Annotated in this window: 18 protein-coding genes; 10 read left to right on the forward strand and 8 right to left on the reverse strand. The window is 60.8% G+C overall.

The genetic code is table 11. The annotated features are described in order from the left end of the window. Positions 1 to 82 precede the first annotated feature (82 nt). The 3 genes from mfd to QM596_RS08260 all read left to right on the forward strand — a co-directional run bounded on the left by mfd (position 83) and on the right by QM596_RS08260 (position 6,355). Entirely contained in the window at positions 83 to 3,709 is a 3,627-nt protein-coding gene (gene mfd, locus QM596_RS08250) for a transcription-repair coupling factor (RefSeq protein ID WP_031331022.1), read from the forward strand. A 7-nt stretch (positions 3,710 to 3,716) separates the two neighbouring features. Next, entirely contained in the window at positions 3,717 to 4,553 is an 837-nt protein-coding gene (locus QM596_RS08255; RefSeq protein WP_020970287.1) for a nucleoside triphosphate pyrophosphohydrolase, read from the forward strand. Between the two features lie 320 nt (positions 4,554 to 4,873). Then, complete coding sequence (locus QM596_RS08260) at positions 4,874 to 6,355, forward strand: sugar transferase (RefSeq protein WP_283308638.1); 1,482 nt, start codon at positions 4,874 to 4,876, stop codon at positions 6,353 to 6,355. Positions 6,356 to 6,369: 14 nt separating this feature from the next. Here QM596_RS08260 and QM596_RS08265 read toward each other — a convergent pair whose 3' ends face one another. Genes QM596_RS08265 through QM596_RS08290 form a run of 6 tightly spaced genes read right to left on the reverse strand, consistent with a single transcriptional unit; the run spans position 6,370 to position 12,011 of the window. After that, a complete protein-coding gene (locus tag QM596_RS08265; protein WP_029255883.1) occupies positions 6,370 to 6,924 on the reverse strand; it encodes a YdcF family protein in 555 nt (184 codons plus the stop codon). A gap of 33 nt (positions 6,925 to 6,957) precedes the next feature. After that, positions 6,958 to 8,079 (reverse strand): glycosyltransferase, encoded by a 1,122-nt coding sequence (locus QM596_RS08270; RefSeq protein ID WP_029255882.1) that lies wholly within the window; start codon positions 8,077 to 8,079, stop codon positions 6,958 to 6,960. After that, a complete protein-coding gene (locus QM596_RS08275; RefSeq protein ID WP_029255881.1) occupies positions 8,076 to 8,612 on the reverse strand; it encodes a DapH/DapD/GlmU-related protein in 537 nt (178 codons plus the stop codon). Before QM596_RS08275 ends, QM596_RS08270 begins: the two co-directional genes overlap by 4 nt. After that, positions 8,609 to 9,589, reverse strand: coding sequence for a GDP-L-fucose synthase family protein (locus tag QM596_RS08280; RefSeq protein WP_029255880.1), 981 nt, complete (start codon positions 9,587 to 9,589; stop codon positions 8,609 to 8,611). Before QM596_RS08280 ends, QM596_RS08275 begins: the two co-directional genes overlap by 4 nt. After that, the gene (gene gmd, locus QM596_RS08285) at positions 9,586 to 10,623 is read right to left on the reverse strand and encodes a GDP-mannose 4,6-dehydratase (protein WP_060939758.1); all 1,038 of its coding nucleotides are present in this window, start codon (positions 10,621 to 10,623) and stop codon (positions 9,586 to 9,588) included. Before gmd ends, QM596_RS08280 begins: the two co-directional genes overlap by 4 nt. Beyond that, positions 10,620 to 12,011: a glycosyltransferase family 4 protein gene (locus QM596_RS08290; RefSeq protein WP_283308639.1), complete on the reverse strand. Its 1,392-nt coding sequence runs from the start codon at positions 12,009 to 12,011 to the stop codon at positions 10,620 to 10,622. The genes gmd and QM596_RS08290 overlap by 4 nt, the downstream gene beginning before the upstream one ends. Positions 12,012 to 12,391: 380 nt before the next feature. Between QM596_RS08290 and QM596_RS08295 the strand changes: the two genes are divergently transcribed. The 7 genes from QM596_RS08295 (at position 12,392) to QM596_RS08325 (ending at position 22,214) form a co-directional block, all read left to right on the forward strand. Further along, entirely contained in the window at positions 12,392 to 13,654 is a 1,263-nt protein-coding gene (locus QM596_RS08295) for a hypothetical protein (protein ID WP_283308640.1), read from the forward strand. Positions 13,655 to 13,846: 192 nt separating this feature from the next. Further along, positions 13,847 to 15,151 (forward strand): MATE family efflux transporter, encoded by a 1,305-nt coding sequence (locus tag QM596_RS08300; protein WP_283308641.1) that lies wholly within the window; start codon positions 13,847 to 13,849, stop codon positions 15,149 to 15,151. Further along, complete coding sequence (locus QM596_RS08305) at positions 15,148 to 16,584, forward strand: oligosaccharide repeat unit polymerase (RefSeq protein WP_283308642.1); 1,437 nt, start codon at positions 15,148 to 15,150, stop codon at positions 16,582 to 16,584. The genes QM596_RS08300 and QM596_RS08305 overlap by 4 nt, the downstream gene beginning before the upstream one ends. Then, positions 16,581 to 17,384: an SGNH/GDSL hydrolase family protein gene (locus tag QM596_RS08310; protein ID WP_283308643.1), complete on the forward strand. Its 804-nt coding sequence runs from the start codon at positions 16,581 to 16,583 to the stop codon at positions 17,382 to 17,384. Before QM596_RS08305 ends, QM596_RS08310 begins: the two co-directional genes overlap by 4 nt. Next, on the forward strand, positions 17,381 to 18,796 hold the full coding sequence (locus QM596_RS08315; protein ID WP_283308645.1) for a hypothetical protein: 1,416 nt from the start codon (positions 17,381 to 17,383) through the stop codon (positions 18,794 to 18,796). The genes QM596_RS08310 and QM596_RS08315 overlap by 4 nt, the downstream gene beginning before the upstream one ends. Continuing rightward, positions 18,793 to 20,574, forward strand: coding sequence for a tyrosine-protein kinase domain-containing protein (locus QM596_RS08320; protein WP_283308646.1), 1,782 nt, complete (start codon positions 18,793 to 18,795; stop codon positions 20,572 to 20,574). Before QM596_RS08315 ends, QM596_RS08320 begins: the two co-directional genes overlap by 4 nt. A gap of 308 nt (positions 20,575 to 20,882) precedes the next feature. Next, positions 20,883 to 22,214, forward strand: coding sequence for a glycoside hydrolase family 71 protein (locus QM596_RS08325; RefSeq protein WP_283308779.1), 1,332 nt, complete (start codon positions 20,883 to 20,885; stop codon positions 22,212 to 22,214). Here QM596_RS08325 and QM596_RS08330 read toward each other — a convergent pair whose 3' ends face one another. Beyond that, a complete protein-coding gene (locus tag QM596_RS08330) occupies positions 22,215 to 23,447 on the reverse strand; it encodes a lipase family protein (RefSeq protein ID WP_283308647.1) in 1,233 nt (410 codons plus the stop codon). It lies immediately after the preceding gene. Further along, the gene (locus tag QM596_RS08335) at positions 23,444 to 25,087 is read right to left on the reverse strand and encodes a serine aminopeptidase domain-containing protein (protein ID WP_283308648.1); all 1,644 of its coding nucleotides are present in this window, start codon (positions 25,085 to 25,087) and stop codon (positions 23,444 to 23,446) included. Before QM596_RS08335 ends, QM596_RS08330 begins: the two co-directional genes overlap by 4 nt. Between the last annotated feature and the right edge of the window lie 138 nt (positions 25,088 to 25,225).

A 25,225-nucleotide genomic window follows, 5' to 3' on the forward strand; every position in this document is an offset into this window, starting at 1 on the left:
GGCGCACAACTCTGCCTCGGTGGAGATCTTGCGCTCGGGCTGTGCGTCCGCAACCCGTCATCACTGTTCAGGAGCGCGTTCGTTGACTTCCTTGTCCTCTGCCCAGACTGCGCTCGCTGGACTCGCCGAGGTCGCCCTCGCAGACGCCGCGTTCACTCCAGTGATCGACTCGATCGGTGCGCCTGCCCTGGACATCGTGGCGCCGAAGCCGGCTCGACCATTCATCGCCGCTGCACTTGCCGCGCGCACTCCGGTGCTGCTGGTGACGGCCACCGGTCGCGAAGCCGACGATCTGACGTCAGAACTCACCGAGATGCTCGGTGGAGGCGTCGCGCAGTTCCCGTCGTGGGAAACATTGCCGCACGAGCGACTGTCGCCGAGCGCGGACACCGTCGGGCGACGGGTGGAGGTACTGCGCCGACTCGCCAGACCAGACGACGCCTCGTACGGCTCGCCTCTTCGGGTGATCGTGACCACGGTGCGCTCTCTCGTTCAGCCGATGGCGCCGGGTCTTGGCGAGATCGAGCCGATCACGTTGCGCGTCGGCACCGAGATCGATTTCGATTCTGTTCTGGTTCGTCTGGTGGAGATGGCGTACAGCCGTGTCGACATGGTGGGAAAGCGTGGTGAGTTCGCGGTCCGCGGCGGCATTCTCGACCTGTTCTCGCCGACGGCGGATCATCCGGTACGTATCGAATTCTGGGGTGACGAGGTATCGGAGCTTCGGTACTTCTCTGTCGCCGATCAGCGTTCGCTACCGGACGTCGACGTCGATTCCGTGATCGCGCCGCCGTGTCGTGAGCTGATTCTGACAGCTGATGTTCGCGATCGAGCTGCGGCACTCGCTGCTGAGAATCAGGCTGACGCGTCGTTGGTCGAGATGCTGGACAAGATCTCGGCAGGCATCCCCGTCGAGGGGATGGAAGCTCTGCTTCCGGTTCTCAAACCCGGTGAACTGCAACTACTTTCCGATGTCCTTCCGGTAGGGGCGCACATCCTTCTGTGCGATCCGGAGAAGGTGCGCACCCGCGCCACCGATCTGGTGCGCACCGGCCAGGAATTCTTGGAAGCATCGTGGACGGCGGCGTCGATCGGCGGCGCTGCACCGCTCGACACGTCGATCCTCAACGGCGGGGGAGTCGATCTCGGTGCCTCCGCATACCGGTCGCTTCGTCATGTTCGCGAATCTGCCGAAGCTGCCGGCCGTCCGTGGTGGACGGTCAGCCCGCTGGCGTCGGGAAATGGTGAAGAACTGGAAATCCCGGTTCAGGCGGCACCGCAGGTACGTGGTTCCGACGACCTCTTGGCCGAGCTGTTCGTCAGCCTCCGGGCACACGTGAGCACGGGCGGTCGCGCGGCGATCGTGGTGGCAGGCGCCGGCACCGCAAGCCGAGTCGTCGAGCGACTCGGTGAAGCCGAAGTGCCCGCAAAGATGCTCGACGGCGGAGCGACCCCTGCCCGCGGACAGGTCGCGGTGCTCCGCGGGTCTCTGCACGACGGACTGGTACTCGCCGGCGACGACTCGACGCCGGGGATGGTGATCGTCACCGAGTCCGATCTGACGGGCAACCGCGTTGCTGCGGTCGGCGACGGAAAGCGCTTGCCGGCCAAGCGCCGGAATCAGGTCGATCCCCTCGCGCTGTCTGCCGGGGACATGGTCGTGCACGATCAGCACGGTATCGGCCGGTTCGTCGAGATGGTCGAACGCACCATCGGCGGGGCGCGTCGTGAATACCTGGTCATCGAGTATGCGCCGAGCAAGCGTGGTCACCCGGGTGATCGTCTGTTCGTCCCGATGGAATCGCTCGATCAACTCTCCCGGTACGTCGGTGGAGAGTTGCCTGCGCTGAGCAAGCTCGGTGGATCCGACTGGGCAAACACCAAGCGTAAGGCCCGCAAGGCGGTTCGTGAGATCGCGGGTGAGTTGGTTCAGCTCTACGCTGCGCGTCAGGCGGCCCCGGGGCATGCGTTCGGCCCGGACACGCCGTGGCAGAAGGAACTCGAAGACGCATTCGCCTTCACCGAGACCATCGACCAGTTGACCGTCATCAGTGAGGTCAAGGCCGACATGGAGAAGCCGGTTCCGATGGACCGGGTGGTGATCGGTGACGTCGGGTACGGCAAGACGGAGATCGCCGTTCGTGCCGCGTTCAAGGCAGTCCAGGACGGCAAGCAGGTGGCGGTACTGGTCCCGACGACTCTGCTTGCACAGCAACATCTTCAGACATTCACCGAACGAATGGCGTCGTTCCCGGTGAAGGTGCGAGGGCTGTCCCGTTTCACCGACGCCAAGGACTCGAAGGAAATCATCGCCGGCATGGCCGAAGGCGAGATCGACATCGTCGTCGGTACTCACCGGTTGCTGCAGACCGGTATTCGCTGGAAGGACCTCGGGCTTGTGATCGTCGACGAGGAACAGCGATTCGGAGTCGAGCACAAGGAACACATCAAGGCACTACGCACCCACGTCGACGTCTTGACGATGTCGGCTACCCCGATTCCTCGTACTCTCGAGATGAGCATGGCCGGGATCCGCGAGATGTCCACGATCCTCACACCGCCGGAAGAACGTCATCCGATCCTCACTTACGTCGGCGCGTATGCGGACAAGCAGGTTGCCGCGGCCATCCGGCGTGAACTTCTGCGCGACGGTCAGGTCTTCTACGTACACAACCGTGTCAGCTCGATCGACAAGGCGGCCAAGAAGATCCGTGAACTCGTCCCGGAGGCTCGCGTCGTCGTCGCGCACGGTCAGATGAACGAGGACACTCTCGAAAAGACCGTGCAGGGCTTCTGGGAACGCGACTTCGACGTGTTGGTCTGTACCACGATCATCGAAACCGGTCTGGACATCTCGAACGCGAACACACTGATCGTCGAACGTGCGGACTCGCTTGGCCTCTCGCAGTTGCATCAGCTTCGCGGACGCGTCGGGCGTAGTCGTGAACGTGGATACGCATACTTCTTGTACCCGGCCGAAAAGCCTTTGACGGAAACGGCATACGATCGGCTGGCAACGATTTCGCAGAATTCGGACCTCGGCGCTGGTATGGCAGTCGCGATGAAGGACCTCGAAATCCGTGGAGCCGGAAACGTTCTGGGCGCAGAGCAGTCCGGCCACGTCGCGGGCGTCGGGTTCGATCTGTATGTCAGGCTGGTCGGTGAGGCGGTCGAAGCCTTCCGGGCTGCAGCCGACGGCAAACCGATCACCATGGACGAGGGCACGAAGGAAGTCCGGATCGACCTACCGGTGGACGCGCACATCCCGCCCGACTACGTCACCAGTGACAGGCTCAGGTTGGAGGGGTACCGCAAGCTCGCTGCGGCAACTGATTCCGACGGCATCGCTGCCGTAGTCGAAGAACTGGTCGATCGCTACGGCCCACTGCCCGAAGAGGTTCGACGGCTGATCTCGGTGGCCAAGCTTCGACTGCTCTGCCGCGAGTACCAACTGGAGGAAGTCGCCGTCACCGGAACTCAGCTCAAGATCTCGCCGATGTCACTGCCCGATTCCAAGCAGATCAGGCTCAAGAGGATCTATCCGAGCGCGCAGTACCGGGCAACGACCGGGCTCGTGCAACTCCCGCTGCCTCGCACCGGCGGAGTCGGCTCGGATCGCCTGCGGGACGTCGAACTACTTCAGTACATCGCGGACTTCATCCTGGCGATAGACGGGCGCGCTGCCGGTGCCGTCCTGGTCGAGGCGTGAGCACACGGTGAACGAATCGCCCGTCGTCGTACTGCTCGATCCTTTGCGGCCGCATGTCTTTCCGCTGGAGGCGCTCCCGTTCCTGTCCGGCGCGATCGATATCGACCCGGACGTTCCCGACTCAGTACGCGGCGCACTGCCGGCCACGACGCCCGGCGCCGCGGTGACTGTGATGATGGACACCGCCGAGCCGAAGATCGAGGCGTTGTCTGCCGCTGGGGTAAAGATGATTCGCGCCGAACCCATTCACGGCGATCGACTGGTGGAAGCGGCGTCGATCATGGACCGGTTGTGGAATCGCGGCGGTTGGGAGTCGACCCAGACGCACGAGAGCCTCTCGGTTTACCTCGTCGAGGAGACCTATGAGGTACTAGACGCGATTCGAAGCGACGACGAGAGCGATCTCCGTGAGGAACTCGGCGATCTGTTGCTCCAGGTGTTGTTCCACTCGCGGATCGCTCAATCTCACGACGTTTTCGAATTGGACGACGTGGCCGGCGCATTGATCGCGAAACTTGTGCACCGCAGCCCGCACCTGGTCAGTTCCGGAGTGGTCGACATCGCTGAGCAAGAGCGGGCGTGGGACGCTTTGAAGGCTGCCGAGAAGGCGCGCGCGTCGTCAATGGACGGCATCGCTCGGTCGCAGCCGCCGTTGCTCCTCGCCGAAAAAGTACTGAGCCGGGCCGCCAAAGCCGGTGTGGTCGAAAGCGCCGATGAAGCTGATCTGGAAGCTTTGATCGAACAGTGCCGACGAGCCGACACTGCACTCCTGGACGCCCTGGACATGCTGATCGCCGACATTCGGATTCGTGAGGGAAGACGTTTCCAAAACGTGGAGGATTAGCCCACTTTGACGTAATTGCCCGGTAATCATCTGGCAACCGAAAAATAGCCTGGACTCGGTGAGTGCAGTTGAAACAAACCTAAGGTATGTTTACGTACGAAATGAGCAACACTGGGTCGTTTTATCGCACGAAGTGGCCCTTGATCGGCAGTTATGTAGGGGGGTCCGATGACGGTTCGTTTCTGCACTGCGAGCAGCGAGGTACGGCAACCGGCGGGGTGTTGCCGTACCTGGAGGCTCGCAGTGGCTACCGATCAGCGATCCGCTGAATCCGTTCGACCCGCTGAAGTCATTCGAATGACTAGAAGGACTGATGGCAAATGAGCGTTCATGCTGAGGTGGAGAGCCGGTCGGCAGCATTGCAGGATTCCGCTCATGTCGGCACCGACTGGCGTCGGGCATACCGGAAGCGGATTGCCGTGAGCGATTCGATCACGGTTCTGTTCGTGATCGCGCTCGCACAGATCGGCAGCATGTGGCCGCATCCGATCGAGTGGCTGACACCACTCAAGGTGATTGCGTCTGCAGCGCTGGGAGGGCTGTGGATGATCGCGCTCGCACGCGGACGCAGCCGTCATCAGTCGATGCTGGGCGAGGGCAGCGACGAGTACGAGAAGGTGCTGCTCGCTACCGGCCAAGTCTTCGGAGTGGGCGCACTGGCCGGGATCATTCTCGGCGTAGGAATCGCGCGTAGCTATCTCATGATCGCACTGCCCGTCGGGCTCGCTGCGCTGCTTCTCGGGCGCTACCTCTGGCGACGCGACATTCGAAAGAAGCGTGCGAGCGGGGATTGCCGCAACTCGGTGCTGTTGGTCGGTGGACACGCGTCCGTCGTTGCTACTACGCGAGCCTTCGTGCGGGACTCCTCGGCAGGCTACGACGTTGTGGGAGCGTGTATTCCGCGTCGGGCGACCGCGCTGGACGATCACATCGTCGTCGACGGCGCAGCGGTCCCGGTATTGGGCAACGAGTTCGAGGTGGTCGAGGCGATGCGCGCAAGCGGCGCAGACACCGTCATCGTCACCGGAACCGAAGACCTCGGGCAGGTGGGCATAAGGAAGCTGATGTGGGACCTCGAAGCCGAGGGCGTCGACATGGTGGTTTCACCGGTCGTAGCTGACGTGTCGAAGGCTCGCTTGATGTTTCGCCCGGCGGCAGGACTCCCGTTGATTCACGTTGCGCGACCGCGCTACCAGGGCGCCAACCGGCTTGCGCCCGCTGTTTTCGACGCGGCGTTCTCGATGCTGATGATCCTCCTCGTGGCGCCGGTCATGGTCGCCGCCGCCGCTGCGGTCAAGTTCACGTCGAAAGGCCCGGTGTTCTACAAGGCAGAACGCATCGGCATCAACGGGAAACCGTTCCCTATGTTGAAGTTTCGTACCATGGTGGAAGGCGCCGATCAGCAGGTTGTCGATCTGATGGGGGACAACGAAGGCGCGGGAGGCGTGTTGTTCAAGATGCGGGAGGATCCACGAATCACGTCCGTCGGCAAGATCCTTCGTCGATTGAGCATCGACGAGCTACCACAGTTCTTCAACGTCATTCGCGGCGAGATGAGCGTTGTCGGTCCGCGGCCGCCGTTGCGGCGCGAGGTCGAGATGTACGACGACGAGGTTGCCCGGCGCCTGCTGGTCAAGCCTGGCATCACCGGTCTCTGGCAGGTAAGTGGTCGCAGTGACCTCTCGTGGGAAGAATCTGTTCGACTGGACTCTTCCTACGTGGAGAATTGGTCTGCGGCGCAGAATATCTCGATCATCACCAAGACCGTATCCGCAGTGCTCAGGAGTGACGGAGCGTACTGACCGGCCAGAGGCGGTCAGCATTCCTGGAACTGGGCGCGAACATACCCGGCGGTTTGCCACACGTAGTTCGCGGCCCAGACCCAGACCGGAAGTGGTCGGGGGTCCGCGACTACGTCGATGTCACCGTCCCAGCAGCGGTTGATGATGTAGCGACTGCGAGAGACATGGGGAACGAAGGTCACAACGATGACGCGCTTCCATCCCTGTGCCTCTGCACGACGCCGAATCTCCTGTCCTTCACCACGCGTGGTCGACGGATCTGGCTTGAAACAGCTGACCTCGAAGTCGTAGGTTCCCTCGCATATCGCGTTGATCTTCGGATCATTGCTTCGATACGGATTCGAAAAGATGATCTGGGGCGCGTAGCCCTGCTCGGCCAAGGACAGTCCGTACTCTTCTCTGCCGTCGTGATCACCGCCGAGAACAACTATCGCGTCGGCCATTTCGGGTGTGTCGATCACCGGATCGACGTAGACCGGCCAGCCGGCGGCAGTGATTGCAGTAAGTCCGCCGACAATCCCGCTGAGAACGAGTATGCGTCGACGGACCTTGGGGCGAGTGGATTTCACAATTACTTCCTGTAGTGCAGATGTGGGAGCCGCTCAGAGCCCGTACTGGGTTTCGAGCACCGCACGAACGGCAGGCATTCCTAGTCGTTCGCGAGCAACATTTCGCGCGCGGGCGCCCATCTCTGCTGCGACGACGGGATCCTTCAAGAGCGACGAGATCGCCGCAGTCAGTGACTCGGTGGCGTTGTCGATCACGAGGCCACAGCGACCGTCGCGAATCAGTGGTGCGAGGCCACACGTGTCGGTGACGACGACGGGCAGTCCAGCGGCCATCGCTTCGAGTACGGACATTGGGAACGGCTCGTTCACGGAGGGCAAGACGTATACCGCGGCTTGACGAAATCGTGCGGCAGACTTGTCGAACGGAAGTGGGCCTTCGTACCGGATGACACTGCTGTGCCCGGAGCGGTCGATCAGTCGGTTTACGGCTTCTGCTTCGCCCTCATCCGGTCCGACTATCGAAAAGTGCGCCGTGTGTCCGCTGTCCAACAACTCTTTTGCGGCTTCGACGAAGACCTGGGGTCGCTTTCTTGCCTGTAATCGTGCGAGGTACAGGACCTCGGGCGGGTCGCATCTGTCCACAGGCGGCGACTCGAGGTCTTCCGCCTCCGGAATCCCGTTGTTGAGTTCCACCAAGTTGAGGCGACCGTCTCCGACAACGGACTGCAGGTCTGCATGTTCTCGTTCGGTGAGATAGAACACTGTCCGTGCGCGTTTGAGGACCGGGATCGTGAGAGCGGCGTCCAACGGTCTTGCCAGCAGCTTGTCTGTCTCGTCGATCATCCCGTGAGTCTGTGCGAAAACTGGAATGCCGTATGCAAGAGCCAACTTGGCGGCAGGAAGGGTCACCAGGTCGCGCGCGAGATGAATGTGCACGACGTCGAATTCTCGGATGTGCTTGCGAAGCCACACAAGCATCGACGGCGCGCCGATTCCCGCGTACCCGATCTTGGGGATCACGGTTCGCGCCGGAAACAATTTCAGAGCGATACCCTGCTCGCGTGTCGGGGGCACCGCGTACCCACGCTCACCTGCGACAATAGTTACGTCATGGCCATTGTCCTGCAATGCTTTCGACTGATTGAGGGCGACCCTGATAGGCCCTCCGTAAGCGGCGTCCGGTGAGAAGAGAGTGACGATCTGCAGTATCTTCATCGTGCAGCGCCGGCCCGTGGCGCCAACATCGTGGTTCCGGCGGAAACATCGGACGTCACCAAAGCCGTCGCGCCGACGATTGCGTTGTCCCCGATCGTTACACCTCGGAGTATCGTCGCGCGGGCGGCGATCCATGCCTGGTCGCCGATGACGATGGGGGCATTGTCGAACTCGAATGTGGGACTTCGGTGATCATGACTGCCCGTACACAGGAGGACATCCTGCGAGATAGCCGTGTTCGCCCCTATCGTGACGGGTTCGAGATTGAGTATCCAGGTTCCCTCGCCGATCCACGAGTCTGCTCCGACCGTGAGCTTCCACGGCCAGTGGATACGGACGCGGTGCCGAATCAGGACCCCGTCGGCGATGTCTGCACCGAACCGCCGGAGAACTGCAACGCGTATCCCGTTGGGGCACCACCAATGAGAAAGCAGTACACCGGAAATCACGAGCCAGGAGATTTGAACCAGCGGACCGCGTCCCTTGTCGTATCCGGCACCGGTGAATCCGGACAGAGTGCGGATTGTGCTCACAGTCGGACCGCTGCAGACGAGTCCCGTACGTGTTCGCGATACCAGGCAACGGTCGACTCGATGCCCTCGCGGGTTGAGATCTGTGGTTGCCAACCGGTGGCCATCAGTGTGGACACGTCGAGTAGTTTGCGCGGTGCACCATCGGGCTTGCTTGTGTCCCAGTCCATTCGGCCTTCGTATCCGACTGCTTCGGCCACAATGTTTGCGAGATCTTTGATGGTTTCGTCGTGACCGGTACCGACGTTGATGTGTCCGGACTCGTCGAAGGTGTCGAGTAGGTGAAGGAGTGCGTCGGCCAAGTCGTCCACGTGGAGGAATTCTCGACGTGGGCTCCCAGAACCCCAGTTCGTGACGGATTCAACTCCATCCTTCTTGGCTTGGTCGAGACGGCGGATCATCGCAGGAAGTACGTGCGAAACATTCTCCGAGAAGTTGTCGCCGGGTCCGTACAGGCTTGTCGGCATCGCCGAGATCCAGGGCAACCCGAACTGCCTGCGAACGGCCTGGACCTGGATGATTCCCGCAATCTTGGCGATCGCATATGCGTCGTTGGTCGGTTCGAGATGGCCGTTCAGTAATTGATCTTCGGTGATCGGCTGTGGTGCCAGGCGCGGGTAGATGCACGAGGACCCGAGGAACAGCAATCGACGCACGCCGTGCCGCAGCGCTGCGTCGAGCACGTTGGTCTGGATCTGGAGGTTGTCGGAGATGAAGTCGACCGGATATGTGTTGTTCGCGACGATTCCCCCGACCTTCGCGGCAGCCAAGACAACGCACGACGGTGTGGTGGCTTCGAAGAAGGCGAACACGTCTGCGCGGTTTCGCAGATCGAGTTCGGCAGATGTGCGGCCGATCAGGTCGGTGAAGCCACTCTGCTCGAGCTTGCGCCAGAGCGCGGATCCCACTAGCCCCTTGTGTCCGGCGATGTATGTCGGGGCGCTGCGATCAAGAGGTGCAATCGATTTCGTCGTGATCATGAGAGCGAGATCTTCCAATCAGGGAGATGTGGCGTGTCGATCCACGGTGTGCCGGCATGTGCCAATGCTGCGATGTCGGCGTCCATCATGATTCGAGCCAATTCTGGGGTCTGTACTGTCGCTTTCCAGCCCAATTTGTCCTCGGCTTTGCCTGCGTCGCCGACCAGAGCGTCCACCTCTGTCGGGCGAAGGTAACGAGGATCGAATTTGACGTACTTCTGCCAGTCGAGACCAACGTGTTCGAATGAGGCCACGACAAAATCCTGGACCGTGAAGTTTCCTCCAGTGGCCAACACGTAGTCATCTGGTTCGTCGACTTGAAGCATCCGCCACATACCCTCGACGTACTCGGGTGCGTAGCCCCAGTCCCTTACCGCGTCCAAATTGCCCAGGTACAGCGAATCTTCGATCCCGGCCTGGATCCGTGCGACTGCACGCGTGATCTTTCTCGTGACGAATGTTTCACCGCGGCGGGGTGACTCGTGATTGAAGAGGATCCCGTTCACTGCGTGAATTCCGTAGGCCTCGCGATAGTTCCTGGTGACCCAATACGAGTACACCTTTGCGGCACCGTACGGCGACCGAGGATAGAACGGGGTGTCCTCGTTCTGTGGAGGTGGACTGGCTCCGAACATTTCCGAACTCGAAGCCTGGTAGAAGCGACACTGCAATCCCGTCATGCGGACTGCTTCGAGCAAACGAATAGACCCGATTCCGGTTGTGTTGCCGGTGTGTTCGGGCTCGTCGAAGCTGACCCGCACGTGCGACTGCGCAGCGAGGTTGTACACCTCGTCTGGTGCGATCTTCGACAAGAGCGTGACGAGTCGTGCGCCGTCGGACAGGTCACCGTAGTGCAAGAACAGCCGTGCGCCCTGTTCGTGAGGGTCCTGATAGAGGTGATCGATGCGTGACGTGTTGAAAGTTGATGCGCGTCTGATCAATCCGTGTACTTCATAACCTTTGGCCAACAACAGTTCTGCCAGATAGGAACCGTCCTGTCCGGTGATCCCTGTGATGAGTGCGCGTTTGGTCATCGAGCGTCAGCTGCCTTGTCTGTGTTCGTCGTCTTCGGATCCGAGTCGAGATGTGCGTCGAGATGTGTGACGTGTTGTTCCGAGTGGCTCGCGTGCTGACTCCGGCCGGCCACCAGGTCGCGGATCCACTGTTCGCATTTGTCGATGGACGCGGTTTTACCGACCGCGGTAGCGCAGTACCGGACCCCGGCGGCGCCAAGTCTGGCGGAGGTCTCCGCGTCGCCCGCGAGTTGTAGGGTCGCGGTGAGCAGGCCGGCGGGATCGCCGTTCTGCGTGACGACGCCGGCACCGGAAGCACGGATCTCGTCAGCAGTCGTGGATGCCACGTCGGTCGCGGCGACGATCGGGGTACCGCTGCTGAAGTACGACGTCAACTTGCTCGGCACTGCCATCCCGACGATTCCGGGTGCCTCGTTGACCAGTAGAACGTCAGCGGCGGCCATGGCAGTACGGAAGTCCTGGTCGTCGAGTGGACGGACGAAGTCGATTCGATTGACTCCCACTGCCGCGGCTTCGAGGTTCGGTCGCTGATTGCCGTCGCCGACCAGAACGAATCGGATGGGCAGATTCTGCTCGTCGGCGAGTCGAGCCGCCTCCACCACATTCTCCAAACCTTGCTTCACGCCCATGTTTCCGGTGTGCAGAACTATGGTTTCGTCGGGCGACCACCCGAATCTGGTGCGTGCGGCGGTGAGATCGTCCACATCGATCGGTGCCACATGCGTCCAGTTCCGAACGACGGTGACTCGTTCGCGTGGGACGTGAAGTTCGTTGACGACGTGGTCGACGAAACGGTCATGGACGACGGCGATTCCGTCGGCGGACTTCACGACAGCCGCCTCGAGCTTCGACGTTGCGCGGGCACTGCGGCCTGTCATCGCGCCGGTCTCCACGACGCCTTGTCCGTACAAGTCGTGGACCCAGACCCCGATTGCCGGACGTTTGGGCGTCAGCCGAGCACGTCCGAGGACCATCGCAGTGGCCAGCAATGCCGGACTGGTACACACGATCACATCAGGTGTGTTCCACCCGGAGCTGGCGGCACGTGCGCCGAAACTCAGCTCCATTTTGATTCGTCCCAATGCGTTCGGTGGGTTCGGCACGAAGTGGCGGCGTCGGTGAACATGAACGCCGTTCACGACCTCGTCTATCGACCGTCCCTGATACGAAGCGTCGATTTCCCATGCCGGATAGTGCGGGTACCCGGTGACAACGTGCACCTCGTGTCCGCGCTCACCGAGCGATTCGGCAAGGTCCGTCATGTACGGAGCTATCCCCGTGGTTTCCGGCGCGTAGTTGATGCCGAGGATTGTGATGTTCAGCGAGCCGACAGTGGCACTTGTCGGTAACTCGGGAATCGCCGAATCGTCGACAGGGTGCTCGTGCATCTGGTCGGTCTGTGTACTGATGACGAACCTCCGGTTGGGAAAATGCGCGTTAAACAGTCAAACGGTTTTATTCAAGCTATTTAAGCGCCAGTAGGGCGGTTTATCAACCTGGTCAGCTGGATGGACTCGACAAAATGGGCGAATCGCCCTGGTGGATTCCGACATGCACACCGTCTGGACGACTGATTTAGCCGAAAAATAACTGGGTGGATGTGATTCTGGTGATAGTTGCGTCGAGGTGGGTGGTGTGCGTCCGGGCGGGTCCAGATTCTGCGCTCTCGCACCATGTGCAATTCTGTGCTCATGCAATGGTCTGCGTGAATGTTCGATCGCACTTTGACCGTCTTGCGGTTTGTTGTGTATTCGGCGGCGGAGGGGAAATGATGAGGTCTGATCCGTGGGGGAACATCTACTGCTGCAATACTCAGCAGGCGTTTGCGACAGTTGTACCGTCAGTAGTCGACGACGCGATTTCGGTGTGGATCAGCAATGTTTTCGATCCCGCGGACGACATCCGTGTGCGCGTCGTGCTGGTGCGCCGAGTCGATGAATCCGAAATCGAACCCGAGCATCTGGTGCTCGACGACGTGGCAGGCGATCTCCCCGACGAGTTCGACACCGTCGATGTCGACGAATTCAACAAGGTCTTCGTGAGTTTCTTCCACAACAGTCGCCTCGTCGACCCGTCGACAATCGTGTTGGTCGTAAGTGCCGGAATGCTCGGACTGATCTACTCGCACCGATTCGGTGACGAGACCGTGTTCATGCCGAAGTCGGAACGACTCTTTCTGGCATTGAGTGGGTTGAGTCCTGACTGTGCGCCCGATCGTCAGGACCGGCGGCCGTTGACTGCGCGCAGGATCGTCGAGGGCGGACTTCGGATGTCCGTCGCTCGTCCCAAAGCATCTTTCGGCGCGATACGGCAGATTGTCGGTATGCGGAACGAGGTTCCGCGTCCTGTTGCTCGCCCGGACGAGTCGGGCATTGATGCATTGGATTCACGCGCGTGGTGGTATTTCGCTCGGCTCGAGGGCAGTACTGATCGCAAATTGCCGTCGGTCTACTTCTACTGCGCACTACTCGCCGCGTTGGGACGTGGGGCTCACGAGAGTCATCACGTGGTGGCGGACCTTCGCTCGTATTCCCCGGTTCTCGGGCTCACCGATGGGAATGCGTTCAGTCACATACCATTTCGGGCCGATTGGTCGGTCGATGACCCTGCGGACGTAGCGCGTGAACTGTCGTCGCGAATTCGGTCGGGTGAGGCGCTGATCCGTCGATCAGTAGGCGAGGTGGTCGCGCGCGCAGCTGACTACAGGCACGGATCCAGCGGTGGGGCCGGCGAAGGTGACGAGATTGTGGAACAGCCTCTGACCACCAGTATGTCGTGTTTTCGTCTCCCAGCCGATCGACCGTATGCGAAGCTGGATGGCCGACTCGTGTACTCCGGTGGCATGCAGACCTACGCCCCGAACGCGCTGTCGATCAACATTCGGGCGACTGGGAACGTCTCCGATTGCACGTTCAGTCATTCCGGTGGACATGTCGCGAAGGCCTCATTGATGGCGGCGGTGAAGACTGCCGCTGGCCTGTCGGGTGCCGACGTCACGATGGAAACAGGATTTCACTTCGGCGAGCGATAGCGGAAGCCTGCGTCCCACGGTGCGTCTGCAGGCACTTCGTACTCCTCGGCTACTTCGCAGTAAACAATCCTATAGACTGTTTTGAGTGAACTGAGCCGACCGATGGTTTCAAATTGATCTCGGTCTTGAAATCTCGGTCGCGGAACATCGAAGTCTCGGAATGCAGCGAGCGCAAGGGGGGAGGTGAGAGACGTGGCGGGTCTCAAACTGCGCGTGCTGTTCAGCGCGGGTGATCAGGTGCTGTCCAGTGTCAGCAACGCGTTGATTCTGTTCGCGATGGCAGGCCCGTCGTCCGTGAGTGAGTTCGGTCTGGCGATCCTCGTTTTCTCCATCCTCACGGCTGCGCTCGGATTCGTTCGAGGCGCAGTGGGCACACCGCTGCTGTTGATGAGTGCATACAGCCGCAACAGGATTCGCACGGAGAGCAGACATGCGATCTCGGGTGCGGCCTTCTTCGGAATCGTAGTCGGGATCGTTGCCCTCGGAGTCTCTGTTTTCCTGCACGAACCGCAGGTGGGGATTGCATACGCCGTCGCCGCACCGGTTGTCCTCGCGCAGGATGCCTTGCGGTTCACCGCGATGTCGATGGGAGAACCGGAACATGCGTTCTTCAGCGACGCGTTGTGGGCCAGTGTGGCGTTCGGTGTGCTTGTCGTGACTTGGCTTCGACCAGAGGCACTTTCGATCGCTGAGATGATCTGGCTGTGGTCCCTCGCCGGAGCGCTTGCACTCGTTTACCTGATGATTCGCGTACAGACGCTACCGCGACTGACTGGTCTGTATCGCTGGTGGACGTCGTTCTGGACCCATCGAATCCGGTTCGGATTCGAGAGCGGTATCGACCAACTGGCCGCAATCGTGATCGTCGCGGTGTCCACAGCCTTCATCGGAACGGTGGCTGCCGCGTCTTTGCGCGGAGCAGTGACCGTCCTGGGTCCGTTCGCCGTGCTGATCAGCTCGCTACCACTGATCGTCATTCCCGAATCCGTTCGGGCCGGCCACACCGCGCGCCAGGTGTGGAGCACACTGCGCTATGCAGCGTGGCTCACATCCGCGATGGCGGCAACGATCGGATTTGCCGCTCCCTTCCTTCCAGATGCACTCGGCCGGGTCGTTCTCGGAGAGTCCTGGGCCGAGGCGCGCCATGTCCTGCCGTTTCTCGGACTCGAGTACGCGGCGATCTGTTGGATAGCGGGCGTTTACAATCTTTACCGCACTCAAGGAGCCAGTGGACGACTGCTCAAACTGCGAATCGTCCAGAGTCTCACGGCAATTGTCATCTGCAGTGCGGCTGCAGCCTTCACTGGAACCGCGGTCGGAGTCGCGATCGGACTGGCGCTCTCATCCATCCTGGTCGCAGTCTGCCTGGTGGTTGCTGCCCAACGGAAGCACTCTGGCCGCGAAAGCCCTGTGATCGTGCCGTCCACTGTTGATCGTTCCGAACCCGGCGACCTGCGCCGAACACGAACAGGCGCACTGGCCGGGACGACCACGTGAAAACAATTTCCAGCGGGCGGACAAAGCCTCACGAGTTCGCGGAATTCGACGTCAATCGGCGAGACTCGTTGATGCCACCACTGATTGCGATCTGGACCGCAGTGATCATGGTGATCATCGTGCCTTTCGCAGTCGTTGAGTTCACTCCGACACCCCCAGGGCGCGTGTGGATGGCGGTACTTGCCGTCACCACGATTTCGGGATTGCGCTACGCGTGGATTGTCGGCGAGGGCTTTCGTCGGCTCGTCGAGATGTCGTTCTGGGTCTTCACCTATGTCTTCATGGGTCTTGCCCCGCTTGCTCAGCTCCGCCTGCGAGAGATTCCTCCTACGACGCCGCGAGTGGATCCGTCCCTCAACTCGACGGCGGTCTCGATCGTCCTTCTGGGGATCGTCGGCTTCCTGGTGGGATTAGTGTTCTCCGGTGCGGTCTGGCGTCGAATCAGAGACACGCGATGGGGAAACGCCACGAGCGTGCGTGTGGATCCCGTTCGGGTTTTGATTCTTGCCGGTTGTGCCCTGGTCGCCAACGCGTACTACATCAAGAAACTCGGTGTAGGGACGCTTCTGTCGAGCCGAAGTGCCGTGGTGGAGCAGGCGAGTGCGTCGCTGGGGCAATCCACGGTCGCCAGCATCATCGGCGCCGTCGCGATGATGTCCTTGCTCGTCGCATTCATCGCGGTGGTCAAATACCGTGATCAGAATCCCGGAGCGGATCGTCTGTTTCTTCTCTGCGCCATCGTGCTCGGAGCCGTGCTGTTGTTGACGTTCAATCCGATCTCGAGTGCGAGGTATCTGTTCGGTACTGCAGCACTCGCCGTGGCGGCACTTTTCGGACTCTTCGCGACCCGCGTTCGATTCCGTGTGGTTGCCCTGCTTGCCGTGGCGGCACTTGTTCTGGTCTTTCCGCTCGCCGATGCGTTCAGGTACAGCACGTCGGCACAGTTCAAGACAAGCTCGCCACTCGAATCGCTCACGTCTCCGGACTACGACGCATTTGCACAGGTCAACAACACCGTAAACTTTGTGAATACGCACGGGGTTACCGATGGCAAGCAGGCACTCGGAGTTGTTCTTTTCTGGATTCCGCGGACCATCTGGCCCGGCAAAGCTACGGACACGGGCATCCTGCTCGCGGAGAGCCGCAACTACACGGTCAAGAACCTTTCTGCGCCGTTGTGGTCCGAGTTGTTCGTCAACGGTGGGTGGATCGCGTTGATAGCCGGAATGGTTGCTCTGGGCCTGATCGCGGGGATTCAGGACAGAAGAATCGAACTGTCGCTGCGCCAGTCCAGGGCGCCGACGATTCTTGCCTGCATCCTGCCCTTCTACCTGATCATTCTTCTCAGAGGGTCACTGCTGCAAGCGATGTCGTACTTCCTCGTCATCATCGGCTGTGCATTCTTCGTCTCACGACGGGAGGCGACTCGATGACTCGGACGAGCCGATTCTCGTCGAGAATCTCTGGCCGTCGCCCGCTGGAACTCGTGGGTCTTGTTCTGCTGGTGGTATTGGTCGTCTGTGCGACGGCGCTGGCCGTGCGTCAGAATTCGGCTGCCGAAAACGGCCGGTCCGCCCTCACCGCAGCGACCACGGTTCCTCAGTTGCCGGCGGACACAGCGCCGGCATCGATGTGGTTCGGCGACAGCTTCACTGCGGGCATCAACGGAATCGGGCTCGGGGCGTACCCGAGAATCATCTGCGTCCGGATGGGGTGGGACTGCAATGTCGATGCACAGGGAAGCACCGGTTTCACCAACGACGGCGCACCGGAGTATCAGGGAACTACAACACGATTCGCGAATCGACTACCGGTGTCGATCGAGCGGTATCGAGCGGACATCATTTTCGTGGACGGTGGGCGAAACGATCTGCACATGAGTCCGATGGATTTGTTTCCCGTCATGACGTCGTACATCGACGCCGTCCGGGATGCATGGCCGGATGCGCGTCTGGTGATCATCGTGCCGACATACGTCACACCAGTGCCGTACGAAGGATACGAGCAATTCGTGTCAGCGCTGCGAAGTTACGGGGAATCGGTTGCCGCGACCGTGATCGATCCCGTTGCAGACGGTTGGTACGCCGACGTCGACCTCGAATCACTGAAATTCGAGGACGGTGTACATCCGAATGCAGTGGGGAATGCAGTGATTGCTCAGAAGCTGGTGGAATCGCTGACTGCCTCCGGTGTGATTCGCGACGGCGCGCCCAACGGTGGGATTCTCCGATGAACCCGTCCCGTTTCTTCGAAGTCCTTCGTGACAGGTGGATTGTCGTCGGCATCTCGACAGTGCTCGGCCTGCTGGTAGGCGTTCTGTTGACAATGCTCACGCCGACCACTTTCAAGTCCTCGACCGAACTCTTTCTCACCACGCCAGGGTGGGGAACACCGACCACTCTGGGCAATGCCGATTCGAGCCCTTTCCAAGGTGACGAGTTCTCGCAGCAACGAGCCGGTACGTACACGCGTCTGGCGGAAGGTGCCGACTTCTCGGCCCGTGTCGCAAGTCGTCTGGGCGAGAGTGGTCTTCGTGACGTCGAGAGCATTTCGGTTCGCGTTGTGCCCGACACCGTGTTGCTCGAAATCTCTGGGACCGCCGACAGTGCAGATCGGGCGCTGCAACTGACGAACGCGGCTTCGGATGAGATGAACGAGACGATCCGGCGGCTCGAGACGCCGAGTGGGACTTTGATCCCGACGGTTCAGCCGCTGACTGTCGTCACGGCGTCAGCACCGACGAGCCCGTCTGGCCCGCAGACGATTCCGAACCTTCTTCTGGGGTTGGTCGTCGGATCGATGGTTGGAGTGACTGGTGTGATCTTGGCTGCTGCGAGGTCGAGAGCAGTTCAGGGTGTCGACGAATTGGTGGCCTGGACGGGTCTACCTGTGCTCGAGTCCATCCCGTACCTCGGTGACAGGGGACTGTCCGCCGAGGAAGGTGCTCAGTCGGCATCGAGAAGTTCTTTCGAGAGACTGCAGTTCAACCGAGATCTCATCGGGTCAGGCACGCCGGCATCACCTGTGCTCGTGACCGCTGCCGACGAGGGGGAGATCAGCAGGTTCGCAGCTGGCGGTATCGCCGATGCTGCTTGCGCTCTGGGGTATTCGGTGGTTCTCGTCGACTGCAACTTCCGATCCTCGCGTGCTCATATCGAGTTGGGGGTCACCGACATCGTCATGTCGGACAGCGTCCTCGACGATGTTCTGATCTCGACACCGCTGCAGCCGACTCTCCTCCGGAGCGGTTCGCCGACCGAAACTCCCGAGCGAGTCTTCGAGTCGGAGTCGTTCGGACGCATGTTGCGAGATCTGAGTGCCAGGTTCGACGTTGTGGTTGTCTTCGACTCCGGCGGGACGCAGTACGCTGACTCGAGTCGATTGGCCAAGGTGTGTCGTTCGATAATCCTTGTCGTTCAGTCTCATTCGACGAACAGGCAGGACTTGATGACGAAGATTCACGATCTGGAAATCGCAGGTGCGAAAATCGAAGGTTCGGTCCTCCTGACCACCACACGCCGAGGGCAGCGAGGGGCAGTGTTGCCCGGCGGTCGGCCCGAAACAACTGACTCGGTGGCAAGTCACACGCCACGGCGCGACGGAGACACACGCACACAGCGGTCTCCAAGAAAGGCGAACACATGAATGCACTCAGCTCTGCCGCGCGAATCCTGAGGCGGGGGTGGGCAATACCTGTCTTCGCGGTGTTCGGCTTGATCCTCGGTGCTTTCATGGCCATTTCGAGTCCGTCTTCGTACACGTCGACAACTGTGCTGTTCATCGGCTCGCCGATCAGCGCCGACTCGGCCGGTGCCTATCAGGGCGATCTGTTTTCTCAACAACGAGCGGCGACCTATGCCCAATTGTTTTCGAGCGACGATCTCGCGGTCAAGGTGATCGACGACCTGGGTCTTCCAATGAGCGGACACGAGTTGGCCTCGCAGGTCTCGGCGGCAGCAGTGGAGAAAACTGTGCTCTTGCAGGTCTCTGTCACGGATTCGACGGCCGAAGGATCGGCTGGTATCGCCAATGCGTATGCGAAGAATTTTGCACAATATGTCGGGCAGTTGGAGACCCCTAACGGTGGTGGACGTCCGAATACGTCTGTCCAGGTGGTCACCGAGGCGAACGCTGAAGATGCCAGTGGGGGTTCGAATCTCGTGATGACGTCCCTGTTCGGCCTCGTCGGTGGCCTGGTCGTCGGCGTCGGCGTCCGGGTGCTCCTCGGGCGGCTCGATCGATCCGTTCGAAGCGCTTCCATGCTCTCGGCCGTTGCGGGTGTACCGATTTTGGCGACAGTTCCGGAATCGGCTTCGCGGGGATCTCACGCGTTGACATTCCCCGCCGACGGCGCGACCGCCTATGCCGAGTCGATACGCAAGCTCAGGACAGGTATCGAGTTCGCCGGCCCGAGTGCCGACGCGATCCGTTCGGTCCTTATCGCCTCGCCTCGGTACTCGGAGCCTGCGGGGTGCATCGCAGCCGATCTCGCGGTTGTCCTGTCCGAAGCGGGACGTCGAGTACTGTTGGTGGACGGTGACTTGAGGTCGCCGAGCTTGGATTCATACTTGGGGATGAAACCGGCAGCCGGCTTTTCCGACGTTCTTGCCGGCGCAATTCCGCTCGTGGACGCGCTCGTTCAGGTACCTGGTCGCACATTGACCCTGCTGCCCGCCGGCTCGATACGATCCGATTCCGGTGACGCCATCGCATCGGTCTCAGCACGCGAGGTGCTTTTGGAGGTCACCGAGAATTTCGAATACACGATCGTCGTGGGCCCACCTTTATCGCTCTATACCGATTCGACTGTGATCGGCTCAGTCGTCGACGGTGTGGTTCTTGTTTCAACACAGAGTATTTCGTCGGTGGACGAGGTGGAAGGGGCAGTGGCCACTCTGCGCGCTGCCGGCGCGAACTTGTTGGGTGCTGTGCTGACGGGTGCCGGACGTAGTGGCTCGGTCAAGGGCCGCAGCCGAGTGAGCGTGGTCGACAAGCCTTCGCCGAGCGAGCCTCCGGTGAATGATGCATCGAATGACCGAGTCGGCGCGTGGCCTCCCGTCGAACGGGGAGCCGCTGCGCATTCGGTCCATACAGAACCGGGCATGGGCTCGACGGGGAAGAATGAAGTGGACAAGCATGATTCGGCCGATTCCGGTGAATCTATTGCCGACGGTGTGCGAATCGATTTCGACGAATGGGAGCCGGCAGAGACCGAAGAGCGCTACACGCGGAGTGATCTGGACAGTCCCACGGTGGCGATCCCGCGCTCGATGCTCCGGACGAAAGTCGCGCCGAAGGTAAACCGGTCGAGCGACGAGTTGCCGACCGATGAGCGGCAGGTAAGATCACCTGGTGAAAGCGGCGATTCCGATTCCATGTCGAGTCACCCCACGCAAGCTTCGGATTCTTTGCAGCAGAATTGAATTGGAATTCGATTTCCAGGTTCGGGATGTCAACGTCACCGGACATTGCGGCGTAAGGCCGTGTGTGAGAAGGGGTGGCTGATTCGGTGAACGCCGATGCTCGAAAACGGAAACGGGTGAGTATCGAAGGTTCGCGGGGCAGGAAATTTCGTGCAGTTGCAATCGGCATTGCGCTGGTGTCGTCAGCGCTTCTCGTAGCGGCCGGCCTCAGGCTCTCTGATGGAGTGGACCCAAACGCGAGGGTTGACGCGGCGGTTTCATCACATCCCGCCGTCGAGCTTCCGGACAACGGACAGTCGACCGGCAAAATGGTCTTTGCGCACTACTTCCCGCCGTATCCCCTTTCGATCGACAACCTACCGTCGGGCGAAGACTATTACGCCACTCAGTATCTCAATCCGAATGGTGAACGAGGTTCATACGCCGCATTCGGAGGGTTTCTTCGAGACCGGCCGCAACCACGGCCTGTTTCAGCTGACCCACAGTGGAGGCAGCGAGATCTCGAAGATGAAGTGCGGCAGGCAATCGACGCGGGAATCAGTGGCTTCTCGGTTGACATTCTGACGAAGTCGTCGAACCCGTTGTGGTCTTCGTCCGTTCCGTCCGAACTTCTCGCCGCTTCGGCTGCGGTTGATCCTGCGTTCGAAATAATGCTGATGCCGGATATGAACGGCGAACTCGGCACATTGGACCCCGCGAATCTGGCAGGCGAGTTGTCGCAGTATGCGTCATCGCCGTCGGTTTTTCGATTGACGGACGACCGGGTGGTGATTTCGCCGTTTCTTGCCGAGAAACACGACCCGGCGTGGTGGTCGCAGTTTCTCGAAATCATGAAGGCCCGCTACGGGATCGAGGTGGCCTTCGTTCCACTCTTCCTGAACTCCACCACGAATATGGATTCATTCGCGTCGATAAGCTACGGAATGTCGACGTGGGGCGGACGTAACCCTTCCTTCAACCCAGTGACGGACACCGGGATCGGCTCGCCGCTGGATCAGGTGAACCGAGCGCACGCTCTCGGCAAGGTATGGATGCAGTCGGTCTCGTTCCAGGATGCGCGTCCCAGCCAATCGGTTTTCGACGAAGCGCAGAACACTGGGAATCTCCGAAACACCTGGCAGATTGCGCGCGAATCGGATAGCGAATGGGTGCAACTAATTTCGTGGAACGACTACAGCGAAGGTACGGCGTTTGCACCGAGCGAGGGGCACGGTCGTGCGCTGCTCGATTTGAACGCATATTTTGTCGACTGGTTCAAGACCGGAACGGCACCGGCGATTACACGTGATATCGCGTACGTCACCTATCGGAACCAGCTGTCGTCCGCGCAACCCGCACTACCCTCGGTATCGCCGATGATTCTGCGTGCGGGGTCGTCCCCGGTTCGCGACACGATCGAGGTTTTGACCTTCTTGGTCGATGGTGCCGAAGTGAAAGTTACGGTCGGCGGTACGACGACCACGTGCAGGGCCGATACAGGGATGGACATCTGCACGGTTCCATCGGCGGTCGGCGCCGTCTCGGTCAGCGTGGTTCGGAACGGGACGGAAGTGTCTTCGGCGAAGACACATGCCGACGTCGCATCCACTCCTGCGGTTCAGAACATGGAGTACCTGGTCGATTCGAGTTTTCGACGATAGTCAGCAGTCCGACGGCGGTGGCTCGCCTCTGAAGCGCGCTTGGAGCCAGACTGCGGTCTCGGACCCCGGATCCAGATTGTTGTGAGTTTGGCCTGCCCTGACGATGTGCTGCACCGAATCGCCGAACGCACAGGCATTGTCGACGGCCTCTTGCACCCACTGCGGGCGGATCGTCTGATCAGCGTCGCCGTTGATGACCAGGAGTGGTCCTCCGGCCGGACGCTGCGGAAGGGCGATCGATGTGAGCCAGTCGCGCAGGACTGCTCCGGCCTCGTCGGAGCTCGGCAGGGTATCGGCGGGATTCAGTCGTGATGCTTGTTCGCCGCGTTCTTTCAACGCCGGGCCCGCACATGCCAACCACATCTCAGAGTTACTCGACAGCGCACCGTGTAGGTAGTTGCCTGGATCGGTGCCGGGTCGAGCGACGGTCAGCCCAGATACTACGTACGACATCATGATCTGCTGTTCATGCGTCAGCCACTGCGACTGGGCCAAGTCGGCGAGCTTGGAAAGATCTGCGGCCGGAGCCAGCGCTACCGATCCGACAAAATTCAATTCGGGCGCGTAGAAACCGGACAACTCTGCCGCCGCCCATGTAGCTTGCCCACCGATCGACACGCCGAGTCCTGCCCATTTCCCAGACGTGTCCGGGACCATTTCTCGCGCCGCGCGAACTCCGTCGATCAGGTTGAACGCGCTGGTGTTCGGATCGAGGTACGGGTTGATGCCGCCTGCCGGACCCAACCCTTGGTAGTCGGTCATGACTGCGACGAATCCCAGTTTCATCAAAGGGACGATCGTACTCGCGTAGCCCAGGAGATCCGGGTGCATCGAAGGTCCGCACTCCGCAGTCACTCCCGTTGTGCCGTGACCGACGGTGACGACAGACCGCCCGCCGGGTGGTGGATCGCCTTCCGGAACGAAGACGACTCCAGAGACGATCGTTGAGCTTCCGTCCGTGCCTGAAGTTGATCGGTACGTGATCTGGTGGGCAGTCGCGCCCACTCCGGCTATCAGTGGATCGACGTTGTCGAACGCGGACGTGCTTTCGAGTTTGCCTCTGGCCGCGACGGCGTCGGCGCTGATCGAGGGAAGAGGTGCGGACGTCGGAGCCGGTTCGGCGGGCGCTGTGTCGGAGGCGCAACCGGTCAGAAGCGCCGCGGTTGTCGCTGCAACGACTACGAATACGTAGGACGACGTTCGAATTCCGTCCCGGGTAGACGTGCACATCATGCTCCGAGTCCCTCCTTGTCGTGCTTCGACACGGCGAGTCTTCGGTCTCCGAACGCATCGAGTGCAGAGGCAACTATCAACCGGCCGACGCGTTCTCGAGAACTGCGATGGAACAGGTTGTGATCACCGGAGCCTGAGAACAAGACGTGCGGGGGATTCTTCGAGCTCGAAAGACGCGTGACACCTTGTCTGCCTCTGTTCGCCTCGAACCACGCTTCGTCTTCAGGCGCGAGGGACACTGCGGTCTTCGTCCCGCGGCGGGTCAAGGTGCGAAGCATCGACTCAGGGGCGTTGACCAGTCCGAGGAAGCCGAGACCGAGCCACACCGGGTAAGGCACGTACCGCTGGGCTCGTCGTCCGGCATTGCGAATTGTTCTGGCCACGAAGAAAATTCGGTTTGCAACGTCAGACTCCATTGCATCGACATGTGCTTTCTTCACTGGTGGTCGTCGATTGTTAATCGACCAATTCACGATGTTGAGAAGCACCACGGACCGTGCGCCGCGCTGGCTTGCCACGTAGGCACCCATCCATGCGCCGGAACACATTCCGACGTGCATCCGGCGGGACGGCGGTACGTCGAGAGTGTCAATCAGATCCAACACATTACGGCGCGCTTCCGGAGACACGATGGGGGTGTTCTCGTCGGTGAGGACAGTTCCGCTGTCTCCTGTGCCCATCCTGTCGAAGCGAACCGAGCGGATGCCGTGCGCTGCGAGAGTTCGAGCGGACTCGACCCACAGCCTGGCCGGCCCGATCCGGTGTTCGTTCGCGGTGCTGTGAAAGACCGCAGTGGCAGCGTGACTCGTAGTCGTGCGGGAGGCGGTGGAGATTGCAAAGAGTGATCCGGCGGACCGTCTTTCCAAGGTTTCCCAGATTTCTTCGCCGTCGTCAGCCGTCGCGACATGCGCCGCCGACGTGATCTCTGGATCGACGACAGTCTTGTCCTCGCCGAATTGACGTGACACCCAACTCGAAATCTGTTTGATGTCGTGCGTTGGCACCGAGAGTACGAAACTGCTGGGGGATACGAACTGATTCTGGCGTTCGACGAACATGCGGTCTGCGCCGGATCGCTCGAGCATCCGAACAGTGCGGGGCGAAGCAGCGAATTCAGGGCGAATCGCGGCGAGGACCTTCGTCGAGGAACCCGGATCGAAGGTGCTGAGGTCGAGTCCGGAAAGGTCTTTCACCGCAGCGGAATCAAGCACGCCGCCGACGATGGATGTGCAATCGTCGTGGTGAGGGTCGTCGTTGACCGAAACGCGGTACAGCGAAGTCAGTTCGCGAACGTAGGACCGACCGGATATGACCGGATCCCACAAGACCATCGCACGTAGGTCGCCAAGCGTATCGACGGTGGCCGCCGCGATCAGTGCCCCTGCGCGCAAACCTGTGACGGCAACGGACTCGATGCCCGCGCGCCGCGCGTACGCAACGGCTGCCGCAACGCTGGCTTGCCATTGCGCAACTGCGAGCGGGTCATCCTGGCAGCCGGATGAATCACCCTGCCCTGCATAGTCGAAACGAAGCGCGAGGAATCCGTACTCGGCAAGTTCTTGGGCGAGTTGGCGTAGTCCCCGGTAAGCGCTGATGTGTTCCTTCGCAAGGGGTGGACATATGACGACGGCGCCGCGCACGGCACCATCCGAAGGCAGGTGAAGCGAGGCGAACAGAGCCCTATCGCCTGGGCCTGGAATCCAAGTGTCAATCGTGCGAATCCCGGTCGGTGTCTGGCGGTGGCGGAAGTGTCGAGGGGTGGTCTCCAGCGGGGTGAG

Source organism: Rhodococcus sp. IEGM 1406 (genome assembly GCF_030056745.1).
In the GTDB taxonomy this organism is placed as follows: Bacteria; Actinomycetota; Actinomycetes; order Mycobacteriales; family Mycobacteriaceae; genus Rhodococcus_F; species Rhodococcus_F erythropolis.

Bases quoted from the DNA above. Each gene is read 5' to 3' on its own strand.
- QM596_RS08260 (WP_283308638.1), top strand. From the start codon at position 4,874: ATGAGCGTTCATGCTGAGGTGGAGAGCCGGTCGGCAGCATTGCAGGAT.
- QM596_RS08270 (WP_029255882.1), bottom strand. From the start codon at position 8,079: ATGAAGATACTGCAGATCGTCACTCTCTTCTCACCGGACGCCGCTTAC.
- QM596_RS08280 (WP_029255880.1), bottom strand. From the start codon at position 9,589: ATGATCACGACGAAATCGATTGCACCTCTTGATCGCAGCGCCCCGACA.
- gmd (WP_060939758.1), bottom strand. From the start codon at position 10,623: ATGACCAAACGCGCACTCATCACAGGGATCACCGGACAGGACGGTTCC.
- QM596_RS08290 (WP_283308639.1), bottom strand. From the start codon at position 12,011: ATGCACGAGCACCCTGTCGACGATTCGGCGATTCCCGAGTTACCGACA.
- QM596_RS08295 (WP_283308640.1), top strand. From the start codon at position 12,392: ATGATGAGGTCTGATCCGTGGGGGAACATCTACTGCTGCAATACTCAG.
- QM596_RS08310 (WP_283308643.1), top strand. From the start codon at position 16,581: ATGACTCGGACGAGCCGATTCTCGTCGAGAATCTCTGGCCGTCGCCCG.
- QM596_RS08315 (WP_283308645.1), top strand. From the start codon at position 17,381: ATGAACCCGTCCCGTTTCTTCGAAGTCCTTCGTGACAGGTGGATTGTC.
- QM596_RS08320 (WP_283308646.1), top strand. From the start codon at position 18,793: ATGAATGCACTCAGCTCTGCCGCGCGAATCCTGAGGCGGGGGTGGGCA.
- QM596_RS08325 (WP_283308779.1), top strand. From the start codon at position 20,883: ATGGTCTTTGCGCACTACTTCCCGCCGTATCCCCTTTCGATCGACAAC.
- QM596_RS08330 (WP_283308647.1), bottom strand. From the start codon at position 23,447: ATGATGTGCACGTCTACCCGGGACGGAATTCGAACGTCGTCCTACGTA.